The organism is Streptomyces sp. NPDC043867 (genome assembly GCF_056435845.1).
In genome coordinates this window covers 10,359-29,271 of sequence record NZ_JBWKDS010000036.1, presented here as the reverse complement: position 1 = coordinate 29,271, position 18,913 = coordinate 10,359, and the positions used below count along the sequence as shown (strand labels likewise).

Annotated in this window: 15 protein-coding genes; 12 read left to right on the top strand and 3 right to left on the bottom strand. The window is 75.5% G+C overall.

All coding sequences use genetic code 11. From position 1 onward, the window contains the following. The first annotated feature begins 47 nt into the window (after positions 1-47). The 9 genes from AC069T_RS29145 (at position 48) to AC069T_RS29105 (ending at position 11,325) form a co-directional block, all read left to right on the top strand. Positions 48-1,235, top strand: a complete 1,188-nt coding sequence (locus AC069T_RS29145) for a glycosyltransferase family 4 protein (RefSeq protein WP_478785588.1) — start codon at positions 48-50, stop codon at positions 1,233-1,235. Between the two features lie 293 nt (positions 1,236-1,528). Continuing rightward, a complete protein-coding gene (locus AC069T_RS29140) occupies positions 1,529-2,203 on the top strand; it encodes a class I SAM-dependent methyltransferase (protein ID WP_478785639.1) in 675 nt (224 codons plus the stop codon). Beyond that, entirely contained in the window at positions 2,200-6,729 is a 4,530-nt protein-coding gene (locus tag AC069T_RS29135) for an alpha-(1->3)-arabinofuranosyltransferase domain-containing protein (protein ID WP_478785638.1), read from the top strand. The genes AC069T_RS29140 and AC069T_RS29135 overlap by 4 nt, the downstream gene beginning before the upstream one ends. Next, complete coding sequence (locus AC069T_RS29130; RefSeq protein WP_478785587.1) at positions 6,726-8,060, top strand: condensation protein; 1,335 nt, start codon at positions 6,726-6,728, stop codon at positions 8,058-8,060. The genes AC069T_RS29135 and AC069T_RS29130 overlap by 4 nt, the downstream gene beginning before the upstream one ends. Beyond that, a complete protein-coding gene (locus tag AC069T_RS29125; protein WP_478785586.1) occupies positions 8,057-8,791 on the top strand; it encodes a class I SAM-dependent methyltransferase in 735 nt (244 codons plus the stop codon). Before AC069T_RS29130 ends, AC069T_RS29125 begins: the two co-directional genes overlap by 4 nt. Before the next feature lie 15 nt (positions 8,792-8,806). Then, the gene (locus AC069T_RS29120) at positions 8,807-9,709 is read left to right on the top strand and encodes a hypothetical protein (protein ID WP_478785637.1); all 903 of its coding nucleotides are present in this window, start codon (positions 8,807-8,809) and stop codon (positions 9,707-9,709) included. After that, positions 9,706-9,939: a Trm112 family protein gene (locus AC069T_RS29115; RefSeq protein ID WP_478785585.1), complete on the top strand. Its 234-nt coding sequence runs from the start codon at positions 9,706-9,708 to the stop codon at positions 9,937-9,939. The genes AC069T_RS29120 and AC069T_RS29115 overlap by 4 nt, the downstream gene beginning before the upstream one ends. Then, positions 9,936-10,814, top strand: coding sequence for an FkbM family methyltransferase (locus AC069T_RS29110; RefSeq protein WP_478785584.1), 879 nt, complete (start codon positions 9,936-9,938; stop codon positions 10,812-10,814). The genes AC069T_RS29115 and AC069T_RS29110 overlap by 4 nt, the downstream gene beginning before the upstream one ends. Further along, positions 10,720-11,325 carry a hypothetical protein gene (locus AC069T_RS29105; protein WP_478785583.1) on the top strand — a complete coding sequence of 202 codons (606 nt, stop codon included), beginning with the start codon at positions 10,720-10,722 and terminating at the stop codon, positions 11,323-11,325. Before AC069T_RS29110 ends, AC069T_RS29105 begins: the two co-directional genes overlap by 95 nt. On the opposite strand, the gene AC069T_RS29100 is transcribed toward AC069T_RS29105, so the two are convergent. The 3 genes from AC069T_RS29100 to AC069T_RS29090 all read right to left on the bottom strand — a co-directional run bounded on the left by AC069T_RS29100 (position 11,306) and on the right by AC069T_RS29090 (position 14,381). After that, the gene (locus AC069T_RS29100) at positions 11,306-12,220 is read right to left on the bottom strand and encodes an ATP-grasp domain-containing protein (protein ID WP_478785582.1); all 915 of its coding nucleotides are present in this window, start codon (positions 12,218-12,220) and stop codon (positions 11,306-11,308) included. The genes AC069T_RS29105 and AC069T_RS29100 overlap by 20 nt on opposite strands. Positions 12,221-12,378: 158 nt before the next feature. Further along, positions 12,379-13,596, bottom strand: a complete 1,218-nt coding sequence (locus tag AC069T_RS29095) for an MAB_1171c family putative transporter (RefSeq protein ID WP_478785581.1) — start codon at positions 13,594-13,596, stop codon at positions 12,379-12,381. Then, positions 13,593-14,381, bottom strand: a complete 789-nt coding sequence (locus AC069T_RS29090) for a collagen-like triple helix repeat-containing protein (RefSeq protein ID WP_478785580.1) — start codon at positions 14,379-14,381, stop codon at positions 13,593-13,595. Before AC069T_RS29090 ends, AC069T_RS29095 begins: the two co-directional genes overlap by 4 nt. A gap of 363 nt (positions 14,382-14,744) precedes the next feature. Here AC069T_RS29090 and AC069T_RS29085 point away from each other — a divergent pair, with 363 nt between their 5' ends. From AC069T_RS29085 to AC069T_RS29075, 3 genes are read left to right on the top strand one after another with little or no spacing between them, the layout of a single operon-like run. Further along, entirely contained in the window at positions 14,745-15,830 is a 1,086-nt protein-coding gene (locus tag AC069T_RS29085; protein WP_478785579.1) for an O-methyltransferase, read from the top strand. Between the two features lie 44 nt (positions 15,831-15,874). Continuing rightward, the gene (locus AC069T_RS29080; protein WP_478785578.1) at positions 15,875-17,356 is read left to right on the top strand and encodes an acyl-CoA synthetase; all 1,482 of its coding nucleotides are present in this window, start codon (positions 15,875-15,877) and stop codon (positions 17,354-17,356) included. Beyond that, on the top strand, positions 17,349-18,704 hold the full coding sequence (locus AC069T_RS29075) for a carboxyl transferase domain-containing protein (RefSeq protein ID WP_478785577.1): 1,356 nt from the start codon (positions 17,349-17,351) through the stop codon (positions 18,702-18,704). The genes AC069T_RS29080 and AC069T_RS29075 overlap by 8 nt, the downstream gene beginning before the upstream one ends. Positions 18,705-18,913 lie beyond the last annotated feature (209 nt).

The window sequence follows — 18,913 nt, the reverse complement described above, 5'->3', positions numbered from 1 at the left end:
GCTCCCCCCACGCTGAGTTCCGCACCCTGAGACGAGTTGGAGCACCCATGCCCCAGCACGTACCTTCCTCGCTGCGCGACGCGTTCCCGCGTTCCGCGCAGTACCCTCCGGCGCTCCCCCCACACCCGCGCCGCATCGTCTTCCTCGCCCATCGCGACCTCGGGAATCCCGCGGCCGGCGGCTCCGAACTCCTCGTCGACCGGCTGGCCGAGGGACTCACCCGGCTCGGCCACCAGGTCACGCTGCTGTGCGGAGGCCCCGCCTCCCCCGCTCCCGGCTCCGCCCGAGCGGGTGGGGTCCCCTACCGCGGCTACCGGGTCGTCTCGGCGGGCGGCGACCTCGGCCACTATCTGCACGCCCGCTCCGCCTTCCGGCGTCAGGTCGGTGACTGCGACCTGCTGGTGGAGGTGTGCAACGGAATGCCGTACCTGGCCCCGCTGTGGCACCGCGGCCCCACGCTGTGCCTCGTCAACCACGTCCACACCGATCTGTGGCGGATGCGGTTCGGCGGGGCGCTGGCACCGGCCGCACGGCTCGGCCGACGACTCGAGCACTGGGCGCTGACCGGCGCGCAGCGCCGCAACCTGGTGGTCGCCGTCTCCCCGTCGACGGCACAGGCGCTGCGTGCGATCGGCGTCGAGCGGGCCCGGATCCGGGTCGTGCACAACGGGGTCGAGGAGCCGGGACCGCCGGCCCCCCGCTCGCCCGAGCCGCTGTTCCTGGCGATGGGCCGCCTCGTCGAGTACAAGCGCATCGACCTGCTGCTGCGGCTGTGGGAACGGGTGCGCCCGGTCACCGGCGGCCGGCTGGTGATCGTCGGCGAGGGCCCGGAGCGGGAGGGGCTGGAACGGCTCGCCGGGCCGGGCGTCGAGTTCGCCGGGCGGGTCTCCGAGGCCGAGAAGCACCGGCTGCTGTGCGCGGCGTGGCTGCTGCTGCACCCCTCCGCGGTCGAGGGCTGGGGCCTGGTGGTCACCGAGGCGGCGACCCGGCAGACCCCGGCGATCGCCTTCGACGTACCGGGTCTGCGCGACTCCGTGGTGGACGGCGAGACGGGCGTGCTGGCCCGCGGCGAGTCCTCCTTCGCCGCCGCCTGGTGCACGCTCGCGCTCAGCGGCGACCGGCGCGCCCTGATGGGCGGGGCCGCCCGCGACCACGCCGCCCGGTACCGCTGGAACCACACGGTGCGCCGGTTCGGAGCGGTGGCCGCGGAGGCGGTGAGGGGCTGGACGCCATGAGAGCCTCCGGCGGAGCAGCGCGCCGTACCGGCGGACGGAGCACCGGTACCGGCAGCGGCAACGGTACGGGCACTGGCAGCGGTACTGGCACTGGCACCGGCGTCGGCGCCGGCAGCGGTACGGGCACTGGCACTGGCACCGGCGTCGGCGCCGGCAGCGGTACGGGCACTGGCACCGGCGCCGGCGCCGGCAGCGGTACAGGTACCGGCACCGGCACCGGCACCGGCACCCGCAGCGGTACAGGCCTCAAGGACCCCTCCGTACGCCGCTCCCTCGCCCTCTTCCGGGCCTTCCTGCACGAGCAGGACGACCCCGCCGCCTGCTACTCGCTGCTCGCCCGCGACGCCGCCGACCAGGTCGAGGCGTACGGCGCCCTCCAGGGCCGTACCGTCGTGGACGTCGGCGGCGGGGGCGGCTACTTCACCGCGGAGTTCCGGCGGCGCGGCGCCCAGGCGTACCTCTTCGAGCCCGACGCCGCGGAACTGGGCGAGAAGCCGCCGGAGGGCGCCGTCGTCGCCGACGGGTATCTGCTGCCGCTGGCCGACGGGATCGCCGACGTCTGCTTCTCGTCCAACGTCCTGGAGCACGTGGCCGACCCGCAGACCTTCCTCAGCGAGCTGGTGCGGGTCACCCGGCCCGGCGGGCTGATCTACGTGTCCTTCACCAACTGGTACTCCCCGTGGGGCGGTCACGAGTGGGCGCCCTGGCACTACCTCGGCGCCGAACGGGCGCGTGCCCGCTACCGCCGCCGTACCGGGAAGGCGCCCAAGCACACCCTCGGCGAGAACCTCTTCGCCGTGCACATCGGATCCACCCTGCGGCAGGTCCGCGCCCGCGACGACGTCACCGTCGTCTCGGCGCGCTCCCGCTACTGGCCGTTCCTCGCGTCCGCCGTCGCGAAGGCGCCGGGACTGCGTGAGTTCGCCACCTGGAACCTTCTCCTCATCCTCCGGCGGTGTCCACCATGACGAGCACGGTCCAGGCTCCACCCCCGGCGGACGTCCGCCCCGCCACCACCGCGGCGGGCCCCCCGCGGGGCCCGCGGTCGCGGCGGTGGCTGCTGGGGTTCTGGGCCGTGGTGTTCGTGCTGTTCCTGGCCGTGCACCCCGGCCGGACGACCTTCGACACCAAGCTCGGAGTCGCACTCGACCCCTGGCAGTTCCTCTCCGACCTGGGTCAGCTGTGGCACGACCGGGGCGGCTTCGGCGGCCTCCAGGACCAGTACGTCGGCTACGCCTGGCCGATGCTGCCGTTCTACGGCCTGTGCGAACTGGTCCACCTCCCGGTGTGGCTGGCCGAGCGGCTGTGGCTGTCCGTCGTGGTGTCCGTCGCGTTCTGGGGCGCGCTGCGCCTCGCCGAGCGGCTGCGCGTCGGCACGCCCGCGTCCCGGCTGCTCGCCGCGACGGCGTACGCGCTGTGGCCGGTCTTCACCATCGTCGTCGGCTCCACCTCGGCCGCCGCGCTCCCCGGCGCCTTCCTGCCGTGGGTGCTGCTGCCGCTGGCCGACGAGCGGTACGCGGCCCGGGTCGCCGCTCTGCGCTCGGCGCTGGTCATCCCGTTCATGGGCGGGGTGAACGCGGCGGCGACGCTCGCCTCCCTGCTGCCCGTCGGCCTGTATCTCCTCTCGCGCCCGCGCGGGCCGCGGCGGCGCGGGCTGATCGCCTGGTGGGTGCCGGGGGTGCTCCTGGCGACGGCCTGGTGGGTGGTGCCGCTGCTGCTGCTCGGCCTCTACGGCGAGAACTTCCTCCCCTACGTGGAGACTTCGCAGACCACGACCGCCACCATGTCCGCGACCGAGACCCTGCGCGGCGCCGGGAACTGGGTCGCCTATCTGCACTTCGGCGAGGCCTGGCTGCCGGCCGGCTGGAGTGTCGTCTCCTCGGTGCTCGTGGTGCTCTGCTCGGCCCTCGCGGCGGGTCTCGGCCTCGCCGGACTCGCGCGACGGGACATGCCCGAGCGCCGGTGGCTGGTGCTGACCGTGCTGACGGTCGCCCTCATCACGCTGGCCGGGTACGGCGGTTCGTTCGGCGCGCCCTTCCACGGCGTCGTCCAGGACTGGCTGAACGGCGGGCTCGTCCCCTTCCGCAACATCTACAAGTTCCAGACGGGGCTCGCGCTCGCGCTCGTCCTCGGGCTGGCCCATCTGGCGGGCGTCGCCTCCTCGGAACACGGGGCCCGGCGGGTGCGCGGACGCCGTCTCGCCCCGCTGGCCGCGGCGGTCCTGGTGCTGCCGGGGCTCGTCCTGCCGTATCTCAACGGGTCGATCCTGAACCCGGGTTCGTTCCGGGAACTGCCCCGGTACTGGCAGAGCACCGCCGACTGGCTGGAGAAGTACTCCCCGGACTCCCGCGCCCTCGTCGTCCCGGCCACCGCGCACGGCATCTACACCTGGGGCTCCCCCATCGACCAGCCGCTCGACGTCCTCGCCGGCTCCCGCTGGGCGCAGCGGGACTACGTCCCCTTCGGCACCCCGGGCAACCGGCGCGCCATGGACGCGGTCGAGCAGTCCCTGGCGACGGGCGCCGAAGTCCCGGGCCTCGCCGACTTCCTGAGCCGGGCCGGGCTGCACTACGTCGTCGTCCGCAACGACCTCGACCCCGACCAGCTCGGCTACGTCCCCACCGCGACGGTCAAGCGGACCCTGGAGCAGTCCGGGTACCGGAAGGTCACCGGGCTGGGACCCGTGATGACCGGCGGCCGGATCGCGGAGAACACCCCGTTGCAGGTCGAGGGCCTGTATCCGCGCCAGCGCGCCGTGGAGATCTACGAGCCGGCCGACCGGGACGTGCCGCGGCCCGGGCAGGCCGGACTCAGGGCGGTCGCCGACACCGCCGTCGTCTCCGGCGGCCCCGAGGCGCTGCTGCCGCTGTCCGCCGACCCCGCGATGCGCAACCGGGCCACCGTGCTGACCGGTGACAACCACCCCGGTCTCGGCACCCCGCCGGTGCAGGTCACCGGCGACGGGCTGCGGCGGGCCGACACCCGGTTCGGCCTGGTCGGCTCCAACACCTCGTACACGTACACCCGCGACCAGCGCAACGACAGCGACAGCGCGCAGGACGCGGGTGAGGAACCGCACCAGATCCTGCCGACGCGGGGCCTGGACCACCAGACGGTGGCCGAACTGCGCGGCGCCCGCTCGGTGACCGCCTCGTCGAGCGGCAACTGGCTGTTCCACCTCCCCCAGTACGACCCCGTCAACGCCTTCGACGGCAATCCGGACACCGCCTGGGCGGAGGGAGCGGCGGGCTCGGCCGACGGGCAGTGGCTGCGGATCGGCTTCACCGGCTCCGTCGACGTGCCGTCGTCCTTCGGGGTGACCCCGCTGCCGCAGGACGGGGTGCGGTCGGCGGCGACCCGGGTGCGGGTGGAGACGGAGCAGGGGTCACGCACCAGTTTCCTCGAACCCGACGGCACCACCCAGCGCGTCAGGGCCCGCGCCGGGGCCACGCGCTGGCTGAAGATCACGATCGTCGACTCCACCCGGCGGCACTCCGGGCTCACCGGCGCCGGCTTCTCCGAGATCGACCTGCCCGAGGTGCAGGTGACCCGGCTGCTGCGGCTCCCGACGGACGCGGCCGGCTCGGACGCCGCCGCCGGGATCGTCTCGCTGCACCGCACGTCCGACCCGGCCGGGCTGTCCCCGACGGGCACCGAGGCGGGCCTGCACCGGCGCTTCACGACCTCGGCCGCGGGCACGTACGAGGTACGGGCGAGCGCGGTCCCGGTGCCCGGCGAGGAACTCGACAGGCTGCTCTACGAGGTGGCACCCGGGCAGCGGAGCCGGATCACCGCCACGGCGGACTCGACGGCCCGGCTCGGTGCGGGCCTGTCGGCGCGCAACCTGACCGACGGCGACCTGACGACGGCGTGGATCGCGGGCGAGCGCCCCGTCATCCACCTGAGCTGGCCCGGGAAGCAGGCGGTCGGCTCGATCGTGCTGGCCCCGGCCGGCGGTCTGTCCACCCGGCCCACGAAGATCAGCATCAGCTCGCCGGACGGCGCGGCGACGGTCGGCGTCGACGAGAACGGCTGGGCCCGCTTCGACCCGATCACCACCGACCGGCTCGACATCACCGTCACGGAGACCGCGCCGCTCACCGTCCACAACCCGGTCGCGGACGACGACCTGCAACTGCCGGTCGGCCTCACGGAGGCGTACGTCCCGGCGCTCGACCGGTACCGCACCCGGCAGCCCGCACCGTCCCGGACGTTCTCGCTCCCCTGCGGGAAGGGGCCGGTGCTCGCGGTCGACGGCAAGCTGTACGAGACGGGCGCGAAGGGCACGGTACGGGATCTGACCGAGCGCCGCCCGGTCGAGCTGACGCTCTGCCGGGAGGGTGACGCGGATCCGGCGCTGCGACTGGGCGGCGGCGCCCACCGGGTGGAGGCCGGGGACGCCGGGCCGCTCACCGTGACGGACGTGACGCTGACCCACGGGACGGTCGCGGAGGCGTCCACCGCCGGCCGCCGGCTGCGTGTCAGCGACTGGCTCGGCGACCGCCGCGAGGTGCGCGTCGGCTCCGGCGCGGCCTCGTACCTGACGACGTACGAGAACTTCAACGACGGCTGGAAGGCGACGCTGGACGGCCGGGAACTCACGCCGGTACGGCTCGACGGCTGGCAGCAGGGCTGGCGGATCCCGTCCGGCGCGGGCGGCACCGTCCAGCTGTCGTACGGGCCCTCGACGGTCTACGAGGCCGGGCTGATCGGCGGCGGGGCCGCCGTGGCGCTGCTCGCCGGGCTCGTCCTGTGGCGCCGGAGCGCACCCAACCCGGACGAGCCGCAGCCCGTGCCGCCGAACCCGGGGCCCTGGCTGGGCCTGGTGGCGCTCACGCTGGTGGGCATCGTGATCGCCGGGTTCTTCGCACTCCTGGTCCCGCTGCTGGCGCTGCTCGCGGTGAAGCGGCGCGCCCTGCTCGTGCCGGTCGCCTTCCTCGCCCTCGCGGGGGCCGGGATCACCGCGGCCACGGATGCCGGGGCGCCGCCCGGTGCGGACGGGGGCGCGTTCCATCCCGTGGCCCAACTGCTGGCGCTGATAGGCCTGTTCGCGGCGCTGGTGAGCGTGCGGGAGTCCACGCCGGGGGCTGCGGGGCCGGCCCTGCACGGGGAGGCGCCACCGGCGTCGGAGGCCCCCACGGCACCGCTCCCCCGACGCCGGAAGGGCGAGAACGCCGGCCCGGGAAGGGACCCCGGGGCCCGGCGCACCGACGGTGACCCGCCGCCGCCGCCCGCACCGTGGGCCCCGGCCGACCCGCCGGTAGCCGGGCCGACCGTGTCAGCGCGGGGACCCGGGGCGGCCGACTCCGCGCGGGGACCCGGGCAGGCCGATTCCGCGCGGGGACCCGGGCAGGCCGATTCCGCGCGGGGACCCGGGCAGGCGGAGTCCGATCCGCCCACCGCGCCCGTCGGGTTCCGCAAGCCGCGGTCGCGGGACACGCCGGCCGAGGACGCGGGCCGCCAGGACGACCCGGGGAAGGGCGAGGCCACATGACAGCCGTGGAGCATCCGGCACGGGACGGCACGAACGGCCCGCGGCGGCCTCCCGTACGCGTGCCCTTCCCGGTGGTGGACGAGGTCGCCCGGCACTGCCATCAGGAGGAGGAGCCGGAGACCGTCCACATCGAGGTCCACCTCCCCGGCCGGCTCGAAAGGGCCCGTCTCACGGCGGCGTTCACCGAGGCCCTGCGCCGGCACCCGCGGAGCCTGATGCGCGAGGCGGCGGGCCCCTGGTACCGGCGCCGCTACGAGTGGGAGCTGACCGCCGACCCGGACGTCGAGGCGGTGGCCTTCCCGCCGCCGGACCGGAACGCCCTCACGCGCGCCCGCGACCGGGCCCTCGGCAGCGCCCCGCCCCTGTCGGCCTCTCCCCCCGTCCGCCTCGAGGCCGTCGAGGTGAACGACGGCACCGCGAGCACCGGCACCGGCACCGGCACCGTTCTCTTCCTCACCATCAACCACACGGCACTGGACGGCCCCGCCTGCCTGCGCATCCTCGCCACCGCGGCGGAGCTGTACGGCGGCCGGGACAACGCCCCCGCCGCGCCGCCGGTGCGCGCTCCCGACGCCTCGCCCGCCGGCCGCCAGGAGGCTCCCTCCGGCTGGGCCCCGCCCGCCAGGGTCGCCCCCGGCTCCCCCGAGCCCGAGCCCGGCAACGGCCTGCTCGTCACCGAACTCGGCGTCCCGCGCCGGCCCCGGGGCGCCGCCTACACGGTGAACGACCAGCTGATGGCCGCCACCGCCCTGATGATCGCCCACTGGAACCGGGAGCACGGCGCCCGCCCCCGCCCGATGCGCCTCACCATGCCGGTCGACGACCGCCCGCGCGGCACGGACATGCCGATCGGGAACGGCACCCGGCTGGTGGAGGTGCCGTTCGCGCCGCAGGAGCTGGACCCGGGCCGGATGCGCGAGCTGCTCGGCCGCACCGCGGACCGCACCCGCGCCCTCAAGTCCCTCCCCCGCCCCCAACTCGGCCACGGCGCCGCCCTGCTGACCGCTCCCGTGGTGCCCGTCGCCTGGCGGGCCGCCGTCACCCGGGGGCTGCGCAGGGCGGCCGCCCCCTGGACGTCGACCACCCTCCTGAGCAACATCGGCCGCATCCCGTACTCCCTGGACTTCGGGGAGGAGGCCGGCCGAGCCCACGCCGTGTGGTTCTCGGCGCCGGCCCGGATGCCCCGCGGCCTGACCGTCACGACCGCGTCCACCACGGGCCGCCTCCACGTCGCCCTGCGCTGGTCCCGCTCCCTGCTCGGCCACGACGACGGCGCCCACCTGCGCGACCTCTTCGAGCACTACCTGCACGCGACGCAGGAGGGCACATGACGACCACCGCCCCCGCCCGCGGCGGCCTGCGGGACTTCTACGAGGACCCGGCCGTCCCCGTCGCCTCCGGCACCCCCCGCAGCCTGCGCCAGGCCCGCATGCTGGCCGCCGCGCTCGGGCCGGCCACCGGGGGCGCGCGCACCGTCCTCGACATCGGCTGCGGCGACGGCACCGCCGCGGCCACCGCCGCGCCCCTCCTCGCCGGCCACCGGCTCGTCGGCGTCGACTGGTCCCAGGACGCCCTCCGGCGCGCCCACGCCCGGCTGCCGTACGCCGTGCGCGGCGAACTCACCGACGGGGGGCTGCCGTTCGCCGCCGGGTCGGCCGACGCGGTCCTGTTCAGCGAGGTGATCGAGCACCTCGTCGACCCGGACGCCGCGCTCGACGAGATCCGCCGGGTGCTGCGCCCCGGCGGACACCTGATGCTCTCCACCCCGAACCTCGCCGCCTGGTACAACCGCGCCCTGCTCCTGGCGGGCGTGCAGCCCGTGTTCTCGGAGGTGAGCCTGCGGGCGGTCCACGGCCGCCCCGGCCGGGAGGTCGTCGGCCATCTGCGGCTGTACACGGCGCGGGCGCTGCGGGAGTTCGTGGCCGCGTCGGGCTTCGACGTCGTGGCGCTGCGGGGTGCGCCCTTCCACGGCGTACCCCGTCCGCTGCGGCCGCTTGACCGGCTCGCCTGCGCGGTCCCCTCGGCGTCCTCGATCCTCCTGCTGCACGCACGAAGGACATAGCCGATGTGGTGGGGAGTGGCCGCGGCCCTGCTGGCGAACGTCCTCTACAGCACCGGATTCGTCCTGGAGAAACGGGCACTGGCGGCCCTGCCGGAGGTGAACGTCCGCCGCCCCGCCCGCCTGCTGCGCCTGGTCGTCGGCAGCCCGCTGTGGATCGGCGGCTCGCTGTCCCTGGCCGCCGGGTTCGGCGCGCAGCTGGCCGTCTACCGCACGCTGCCGATCGCCGCCGCGCAGGGCATCTTCGTCTCCGGTCTCGTGCTGCTGGTGCTGCTCTCGGCCCGGCTGCTCGGGGAGGAGACGACCGGCCGGGAGCGGTACGCGCTCGGCGCGATCCTCGCCGCGCTGCTGATGGTCGTGCTGTCGCTGAGCGAGGACTCGGACACCGTCGGCCGCAGCGCGCCGGCCCCGCTGATCCTGCTGGTCTGCGTGCCGTCGCTGGCCGCGGGGATCTGGCTGTACGGCGCCGCCGAACGGCGCAGCCGCCACCGGCACCGGATGCCGAGCACCGGGGTCGAGTACGGCGTCGCGGTCGGCCTGCTGTACGGCGTCAGCTCGCTCGCGATCAAGGGCGTGTCGAACTACCTGACCACGCGCGGGCTCGGCTCGGCGGCCCTGGGCCTGCTGCGCTCGCCGTACCCCTATCTCCTGCTGTTCACCGGCGTGTTCGGCCTGATCATGTCGCAGGCGGCGCTCCAGCGCTGCCGCGCCTCGCTGATCGTGCCGGTGTGCACGACCGTGACCAGCCTGTTCACCGCGGTGCTCGGCACGCTGGCGTTCGGCGAGGCGCTGCCGCACGAACCGGTGCGGCTCGCGCTGCGGCTGGCGGGCACGGCGCTCGCGGTCTGCGTCCTGCTGGTCATGCCCAAGCACGACACCGCTCCCCAACCCGTATCCGACGCCCAGGAGTTGACCCCATGAACCCGGACGACCCGCTGCTGAGGATCCTGGCGTGCCCGCTCGACAAGGGCCCGCTGCATCTGCTCGCCGCGGACGAGTCGGCGGCCCCGGCGACGGACGAGGCGCTCTACAACCCGCGTCTGCGCCGCCGCTACCCGATCGTCGACGGCATCCCGCAACTGCTTCCGTCCTCCGGGGAGCAGGTCACGGAGGACGAGCACGAGGATCTCCTCAAGCGGATGGTCCGATGACCACGCTCGCCGCCCGGCTCGCTCCGTTCCTGCCGGTGCGGCTGGTCGCCGCGGCCGCCCGGCTGGTCTATCCCCGCTTCGAGCCCGAGCTGGCCCGTCTGGCCGAGCTGTGTCCTGCGGACTGCGACACGGCGGTGGACGTCGGCGGCTGGTACGGGCCCTGGACCCGGCGGCTGTCCCGCCGGGCCCGCCGGGTGGTGACCGTGGAGCCGGTCCCGCACCTGGCCAGGCTGGTGTCCGCGGCCGGCTACCGGAACGTCCGCGTGATCACGGCCGCCGCCGCCGACCGGCCGGGCACCGCCCGGCTGTGGCTGCCCGCGGGCGACGCCGGCGACCGGGGCGTGTCCTCGCTGGTCCGCAGGGACATCCACGCCCGCGCCGTGGAGGTCCCCTGCGTCACCCTGGACAGCCTGGAGCTGCGCGGCGTCGGCTTCGTGAAGATCGACGTGGACGGCAGCGAACTGGCGGTGCTGCGGGGCGCGGACACACTGCTGGCCCGCGACCGGCCGGCCCTCTTCGTCGAGCTGGAGGCCCGCATCCAGCCGGTCGCCCCGGTCGTCGCCCACCTCGCCGAGCGGGGGTACGAGGGCTGGGTGCTGCCCGGTGACACCTGGCGCCCGCTCGCCGGCTTCCCGCTGGAGGAGCACCAGGCCCGCACCGCGCACGTGGTCTCCCACGGCCTGCTGCGCCGGGTGCTGCCGTGGCGCGGGCCCCGATACGTCAACTCGGTGCTGTTCCTCCCCGACGGCCGGCGTCCGGACGGCGACCGCGTACGCGACGATGGACCGCATGCCGGCCAACCGCCCCGTGACCCCGTTCACCCCCGTCGACTTCCAGCTGGTCCTGCTGCGCCGCATGGCCGACCACAACCCTGACCTGGTCGAGGACGCCCGGCACGAGCTGGGCGCCTCCCCCGCCGACCTGCGCGAGGCGAACCGCCGCTGGCAGGCGATGCTGCGCTCCCCGCGCTCCCGGGGCGCCGCCGCCCGGTACCGCTCCGTCCTCGGTGCCCCGGAGTCCATCGAGGAGCGCCGGATCGGCGACCTCGACTGCGAGGCCCTGCTGTGGCCCGTCCCGCTCTGGCCGGACCTGCGTTTCGAGGTGCTGCTCGCCCCGAAAGGCGTGGCCTGGAACGAGTGGCTGGTCCGGGCGCCCGGCGCCGCCGGTCCCGAGCTGCGCACGCTGGACGACCTGCGCCCCTGGTCCTGCACGGTCGACGAGGCGGTCCGCGCCTTCGCCCCGGCCCGCCCGCTGGAGGGCAGCGCGCCGACCCGCTGGGGGCTCGCGTTCACCGCCCCGGACGGATCGGGCGTACCGCGGCCGTGCGCCGCCGAGTTCACCTGGGGGCTGCTCCAGCGGGTGGCCGTCAGCGAGCGGCCCGGATGACCGCCTCGGCGACCACGTGCAGCGACTGCGGGTGCAGCCAGAGGAACAGGTTGGGCTCGACCAGTTCCAGTTCCATGACGCGCGGCTCTCCGTCGTCGCCGTCGACGAGGTCGACCCGGGCGTACAGCAGGCCGGGGTCGCCGGAGCCGCCCGCCGCCGCCACCGCGTCCGGGACGGCGGCCAGCGCCCGCTCGGCCACGACGAGTTCGGCGGGGGTCACCTCCCAGTCCTGGAGCCGGGGGTGCGACACCTTTGTTCCGTCGTACGGCGCCCCGGGTTCGAGGACGGCGCCCTTGCGGCTGGCGTGCAGGAAGCGCCCCCCGAAGAACTGCAGCGCCCGCTCCCCGGTGACGTCGACGTTGCGCAGGTAGGGCTGCACCATCGCGGTCAGCCCCTCCGCGTGCATCCGGGCGAGCTGCCGCTCGGCCGTCTCCCGCTCGCCGGGGGTGTAGCGGGCGGCGAGGCGGGCGCCCGCGCCGGTGGTGGGCTTCACCACGAACTCGTGGTCGCCGGGGAGTTCGACGGTGTCGCCGGGGGCGACGTAGCGGGTCGGGACCACCGGGACGCCGGCCGCGGCCAGGTCCCCGAGGTAGCGCTTGTCGGTGTTCCAGCGCACGACGTCCGCCGGGTTGGCGAGCCGCGTCAGCTTCCCGCACAGCTCGGCCCACGCCACGAACTCCGCCACGCGCCGGCTGTAGTCCCAGGTGGACCGGATCAGGACGAGGTCGAAGGCGGCCCAGTCGACCTCCGGGTCGTCCCAGTACGCGACGACGGCCTGCGCCCCGGCGTCCTCCAGGGCCTCCTGGAGCGCGGGCAGGTCCCGGTCGACGATGGCCACCTCGCCGAGCCGGTAGGTGACGAGTGCGACACGGGCACGGACTGTGGTGCGGGCCACGGCGGCTCCATCCTCGAGGGTTCCGGCGGTCGAGCCGCAGGCTAACAAGGTCCCCGCCAGCGGAAACCGGCGGTTGTCGCTCCGCCACCGGGTGCCCTCCGGTCAGGAAGCCACCCCTGGGCCCTGCGCTCAGGAAGCCACCCCCGGGTGCCCTCCGGTCAGGAGGCCGGCACACCCGCCGTCGCGCCGTTCGCGCGCTCGCGGACCGCCCGGACGTCGTCCGTCCTGCGCAGGGTCCGGGACACGGCCTCGATCTCCGCCAGCAGGTCCTCGACGTCGGGGCTGCCGAGGGAGCGCCCGACGTCGTCGGCACGCGCGCTCCTTCTGGCCCCGACGGCGTCCTGGACCGTCACGACATGGGCGAGCAGCCGCGCCTCGGCCGCCCCGAACCCCTGGTCGAGAGCCGCGTCGTGGGCGCGGCGGCGCAGGTCCTCGTCCAGGTACCGGGCGAGGTGGAGCAGCGCGTCCCGGATGAACGTCTCGCGGCGCGTCAGGCGCAGCTCGGGCGTCGCCCGCAGCTTGAACGCGACGCGCCCGCCGGTGACGGTCCGCAGCAGCCGGTACAGGGGCCGCAGGCGCCAGTGGCTGAGCCGGGTGCGCGTGCGGCGCTGGAGGTACTGGCCGCTGTGGGGCAGCACGAAGCCCGCCGCGATCAGGACCGCGGAGACGCAGGCGACGGGGGGTGCCAGGTCCGTGCTCAGCCAGTCCAGGTCGCGGCCGGTCCACCGGGCGAGCACGGCGGACAGCTTCGCGCCGTCGTAGAGCAGGTTCATGGCGTAGCCGACGCCCATGAACCGCAGGCCGGCGCGCAGCCATCCGTCGAGTCCGCCGGCGCGGATCCAGTTCCGGATCACCCGGTAGGTGATGAGGCAGGCGGCGGTGTGCGCGAGCAGGTAGAGCAGGATCTCCTCGCGCATGAAGGCCGTGGTGGCGTAGTAGGTGTCGAGGTCCCGCACCCGCTCGACGGGGACGTCGGCGAGCGCGAACAGCGCCCACAGCGCGACGATCACGGCCGTGTAGACGCTGACGACGCGTCCGGTGGTCCGCCGGGTCGTCGGTGAGTGCCCGGACAGGCCGTTGCGCCAGGCCAGGGTCAGCAGCAGGCAGGAGCCGCAGAACGCGGTGAGCAGGGTGTAGACCAGGGGCGCCGAGATGTTCGGTACGCCGGTGACGCGGTTGGTCCAGGCGATGGTCGGCGGCGCGGCGAAGACGAAGACCGCGCAGGCGAGCAGGAGCAGGCCGCCGACGGCCCGCAGCAGCGGGTCCTGCCAGAGCTTGATGATGCTGGGCAGCCTGATGGCGAGCGTGACGGCCAGGACGGCCAGCGGGATCCAGAACGAGATGTACATCCCGTCGAAGAAGCCGGCCGGGTTCATCGCTGCTCGGTCCTCGGGTCGCGGTAGCCCAGGGACGCCTGGATGGGGCTGCCGGCCGCGGGTCCTGTGGTGCCGGGGCGGGTCACCCAGGACCGGAAGGCGCTGGCCAGGTGCAGACCGAACTCCTCGGCCTCCGCCTCCTCGGCCTCGTGGGAGCCGTTGCGGGCGGCGACGGTGAGGGCGATCCCCGGCCAGCCGGGGGTGCCTGGCACGGCCCGCACGCGGGGGGTGCCGTCGGCCCCGGGCGACGCGGGTCCCCCGGAACGGCCGGGCGACGCGGGTTCGCCGGAACGGCCGGGCGACGCGGGCCCGTCGGGACGGCCGGGCGTCCCGGGGGATACGATCCGGCCGGGTTCGCCGGACAGGGCACGTGCCGCGGCGGCGGCGCCGACCACGTGGTGGTCGTGGTGCCCCTCCTTCAGATGCCACAACTCATGGCCCAAAATCACCAGTTGCTGCACCGTCTCGGCGCGCTCCTCGACGATCACGAGGTCGAAGTCCTGGAACTGCAGCCAGAGTCCGGTGACCTCGATCTCGTCCGGAAAACGCTCGAAGCGCAGCTCGACGGGGCGCCCGTCCCGCCGCCGGCTCATCTCCGCGCACAGGGCGCGGGCCAGCTCCCGCACGTCGACCGGCGGTTGGAGCCGGCCGCGCAGCGCACGGGTGAGCTCCGCCGCCAGGGCGCGCATCTCGGAGTCGGCCCTGGGCGGGAACAGCGCGGTGACCGCGCCCGCCGCCCTGCGGACCCGGGCGGCGAACTCCCTTCGCCCGCGGGGGAGTCTCACCGTCGCCCCCACCTCACGGCTCGGCGTCCCGTCGGGCCCGGGGACGGCCGCCCGTCCGGGCACGCCGTGGCGCTCCGGCGTCCCGGGAGGGGACGGCAGGGACTCACTCACTCATGGGCTCCCGGCAGTTGACCCGTCAAGTGTCGTTGAACGCCGAGACTACGGGCACCGTCCGGCCCGCGCCACGTTTCCCGGGACGATCACGTGCCGGACATGGCCGGAACGGGCACGTGCCGCCCCGGCGGACGCACCCGGTCTCCGGCGGCCCACCGCGGTGAAAGGGGCCGGGACGGTCCTCGGCGGGTGGCGCGATCGCTCTCCCGGGCGAGGCGGGACGGCCTCCGAAGGGGCACGATCGTCTCCATGGCGATCTCAGGAACGGACGCGTACGACCACTTCGCTGAGCCCCTGCCCCCGCTCGTCGGGCGGGCCGTCGCCGCCGCGCGGCGCCATGGCTTCACGCACTCCTGCCGGCCCGAACAGGGGCGGCTGCTCCAGCTGCTGGCGAGCGGCGCCCGGAGCCGCATCGGGGAGACGGGCACGGGCTGCGGGGTGGGCATGGCGTGGCTGGCGTCGGGGGCGCGGGCGGGGGTCGAGCTGTTCAGCGTGGAACGGGACGCCCAGCGGGCCCGGGTCGCCGCCGAGGTCTTCGCCGGCCGGCCCGAGGTGCGGATCGTCCACGGCCGGTGGCAGCGGATCGGTGAGCACGGCCCGTACGACCTGCTGGTCCTGGACGGCGGCGGGCACGGCAAGAAGCACGACGACGGCACGGCGGGCCTGTTCCCCCTCCTGTCCCCCGGCGGCACGATCGTCGTCGACGACTTCACACCGGCCACCAGCTGGCCGCCCCTGCACCACGGCGTCCTCGACCGGGCCCGGCTGCACTGGCTGAACCACCCGCTGCTGCACGCCACGGAGGTCCGGCTGGCCGAGGACCTGTGCACGGTAATCGGCACCCGCAGACCGCCGGCCGCCGACCGGCTGCACGCGCTGGAACGCGGCCAGATCTGCCGGGGCGTCGTCACGCACACCCCCCGCTTCGGCGTGTTCGTCGACCTCGACGGCATCGAGGGGTTCGTCCGCATCCCCGAACTGACCTGGCGGCACATCGACTCCGTCGACGAGGTGGTCCGGGTCGGGCAGGAGGTGACCGCCCAGGTGCTGGACATCGACGCGGAGCGGCAGCAGGTGCAGCTCTCCCTCAAGGCGCTCCAGCCGGACCCGATGGCCGCGCTCGGCCGGGACGGGCTCGGGCGGGTGGTGCGCGGGACCGTCACCCAGGTCGCCCCGTTCGGGGTGTTCGTCGAGGTCGCCGACGGCCTGCGCGGACTGGTGCACAACGACGCGCTCGCCGGCCTGCCCGGACCGCCCCGCGCGGGCGACGAACTCAGCGTCGAGATCGTCGGCATCAACCTGGTACTGCGGCGGATCTCGCTGGCCCTGGTGTAGGAACGAGCACGAAGACGAGCCCCTGCGACCTAGGAGTACGCCGCGTGTCCTCCCTCTTTCCGGCCCTGACGGGCGGCTCGGCCGCCGCACGGCCCGCGCTGCGCTTCGGCGACCGTGCCCTGACGTACGCGCAGCTCGCCGCCGCGGCGGGCGCCCTGGCCCCGCGGATCCGTGACGCCGGCCGGGTCGCCGTGTGGGCGACGCCGGCCCTGGAGACCGCGGTCGCCGTCGTGGCCGCCCTCCAGGCCGGTGTGCCCGTCGTGCCGCTCAACCCGAAGTCCGGGGAGGGCGAGCTGGGGCACATCCTGGCCGACAGCGCCCCGTCGGCGGTGCTGGCCGCCGGCGGCGACCGGCTGCCGCCCGCGCTGGGCGCCCTGGCGCGGGTGGACGTCGGCGTGTCGGGCACCGGCGCGGCCGGGCCGCCCGTGGACGCGGATCCCGCGGCGCCCGCCCTCGTCGTCTACACCTCGGGCACCACCGGCCCGCCCAAGGGCGCCGTGATCCCGCGCCGCGCGGTCGCCTCGACGCTGGACGCGCTGGCCGACGCCTGGAAGTGGACCGGCGACGACGTACTGGTGCACGGGCTGCCGCTCTTCCATGTGCACGGGCTGGTCCTGGGCGTCCTCGGTCCGCTGCGCCGCGGTGGTTCCGTGCGCCACCTGGGCCGTTTCAGCACGGAGGGCGTGGCGCGCGAGCTGGGTGACGGCGCGACGATGCTGTTCGGGGTGCCGACGATGTACCACCGGATCGCGGAGGCGCTTCCCGGCGACCGCGCGCTCGCCGGGGCGCTCGGCCGGGCCCGGCTGCTGGTGTCCGGCTCCGCCGCGCTGCCCGTGCACGACCACGAACGCATCGCGGCCGCCACCGGGCGCCGGGTGATCGAGCGGTACGGAATGACGGAGACCCTGATGATCACGAGTGTGCGGGCGGACGGAGAGGCCCGGGCGGGCACGGTCGGGGTGCCGCTGCCCGGCGTCGACGTGCGGCTCGTCGAGGAGGACGGCACCGTCATCGGCGGCTACGACAGCGACGGGACGCCCGTCGGCTCGACGGACGGGGAGCGGATCGGCGAGATCCAGGTGCGGGGGCCCAACCTGTTCTCCGCGTACCTGAACCGGCCCGACGCGCACGCCGCCGCGTTCACCGAGGACGGCTGGTTCCGCACCGGCGACATGGCGGTGCGCGACCCCGACGGCTACGTCCGCATCGTCGGCCGCAAGGCCACCGACCTGATCAAGAGCGGCGGTTACAAGATCGGCGCGGGCGAGATCGAGAACGCGCTGCTGGAACACCCGGCCGTACGCGAGGCCGCGGTCACCGGCGAGCCCGACGCCGACCTGGGCGAGCGGATCGTGGCCTGGGTCGTGCCCGAAGGGCCCGCGGGGCCCGCCCTGGAAACCGAGCTGGCGGACCACGTGGCCGGCCGGCTCGCCCCGCACAAGCGCCCGCGCGCCGTGCGCTTCCTGGACTCGCTGCCCCGCAACGACATGGGCAAGATCATGAAGCGGGCGCTGACGCGTGACTGACCGCCCCTCGGCCCGCGAGGCCCTCGCCCTGGCCACCGGCGGCGCCGCCTTCACCGAACTCGACGTCCCCGAGGGGGAGTTCGCGCCCGACGGCCCGCTGGAGTGGCAGGGTTACGGCGCCGCACGCGCCCGGGCCGCCGAGCGCACCGGCGAGACGGAGTCCGTCGTCGTCGGGCACGCGAGCGTCGGCGGCACCGACGCCGTGTTCGTCTCCTTCGAGTTCGGGTTCCTCGGCGGCTCGCTGGGCGAGCGCACCGGCGGCCGGCTGGAGGCGGCGCACGTCCACGCCCGCGCGCACGGTCTTCCGGTCGTCTCGCTCGTCGCGACCGGCGGCAGCCGGATGCAGGAGGGCATGCTCGCCCTCACCCAGCTCCAGCGGGTGGCACGGCAGTCGGCGCTCACCCGGGACGCCGGGCTGCCGCAGCTGGCGGTGGTACGGGATCCGACGACGGGCGGCGGCTGGGCGACGCTGGGGGCCGGCGCCGACGTGATCCTCGCGCTGCCCGGCGCCCAGGTGGGGTTCGCGGGCTCCCGGGTGCGTCCGCCGGACGCGGATCCGGCGGCGTACACGGCCGAGGCCCAGCTGGCGGCGGGCGCGGTCGACGCCGTCGTACGGCCCGAGGACCTGAGCGGGACGCTGGCCACGTGGCTCTCGCTGCTGACCTCGCCGTCGAAGGAGCCCGCCCCGCCGGCGCCGTCCCCGGCCGCACCCGGCGAACTCCCCGCCACCGGCTGGGACGCCGTCCTGCGCGCCCGTTCCCCCGAACGGCCGCGCGCCGAGGCCTACTTGGACGCCTATTTCACCCGGCGCGCGGCGCTCGGCGGCGACCGGTGCGGCGGCACCGACGACGGGATGCGGTGCGGGTTCGGCGAGCACGGGGGACGGACCGTCGCGTACGCCGCCCAGTGCGGGACGGCGACCCGTCCCGCCGGGTACCGCACCGCCGCCCGGCTGATCCGCCTCGCGGGCCGGCTCGGCATCCCCGTCCTGACGCTGGTGGACACGCCGGGCGCCGCGAACGACGCGGAGGCCGAACGGCAGGGCGCGGGGGCCGCGATCGCCGACGTCTTCGCCGCGGTCGCCGGCGCCCGCACCCCGGTCACCACCGTCGTCGTCGGCGAGGGCGGCTCCGGAGGCGCTCTCGCCCTGGCGGCGCCCGGCAACACGTGGGCGGCGCCCGACAGTTACTTCTCGGTCATCGCCCCGGAACTGGCCGCCGCGATCCTCAAGCGCCCCCCGGACCAGGTGCGCGCGACGGCCGGCCAGCTCCGCGTACGCCCCCAGGACCTGGTCGCCCTGGGGGTCGTCCGCGGCATCGTGAGCGCGAAGGGGCCGGGCCCCGTCTGACCGTTCCCGTCCGGTCCCGGCCGACGACGGGAATGGCCGGACCGGCACTACCGCACCCCCACCGCCCTGATGATCTCCTGGCGCACCGAGCCGCCCCGGTCGTCGTGCGCCGAGGCGCGCAGCGAGATGTACCGGGCGTCGGGGGGGGGGGGGGGGGGGGGCCAGCCAGACGGACGAGCGGCGGGGGGAGGGAACAACCCAAAGAGCAC

Bases quoted from the DNA above. Each gene is read 5' to 3' on its own strand.
- AC069T_RS29145 (WP_478785588.1), top strand. From the start codon at position 48: ATGCCCCAGCACGTACCTTCCTCGCTGCGCGACGCGTTCCCGCGTTCC.
- AC069T_RS29135 (WP_478785638.1), top strand. From the start codon at position 2,200: ATGACGAGCACGGTCCAGGCTCCACCCCCGGCGGACGTCCGCCCCGCC.
- AC069T_RS29130 (WP_478785587.1), top strand. From the start codon at position 6,726: ATGACAGCCGTGGAGCATCCGGCACGGGACGGCACGAACGGCCCGCGG.
- AC069T_RS29125 (WP_478785586.1), top strand. From the start codon at position 8,057: ATGACGACCACCGCCCCCGCCCGCGGCGGCCTGCGGGACTTCTACGAG.
- AC069T_RS29115 (WP_478785585.1), top strand. From the start codon at position 9,706: ATGAACCCGGACGACCCGCTGCTGAGGATCCTGGCGTGCCCGCTCGAC.
- AC069T_RS29110 (WP_478785584.1), top strand. From the start codon at position 9,936: ATGACCACGCTCGCCGCCCGGCTCGCTCCGTTCCTGCCGGTGCGGCTG.
- AC069T_RS29105 (WP_478785583.1), top strand. From the start codon at position 10,720: ATGGACCGCATGCCGGCCAACCGCCCCGTGACCCCGTTCACCCCCGTC.
- AC069T_RS29095 (WP_478785581.1), bottom strand. From the start codon at position 13,596: ATGAACCCGGCCGGCTTCTTCGACGGGATGTACATCTCGTTCTGGATC.
- AC069T_RS29085 (WP_478785579.1), top strand. From the start codon at position 14,745: ATGGCGATCTCAGGAACGGACGCGTACGACCACTTCGCTGAGCCCCTG.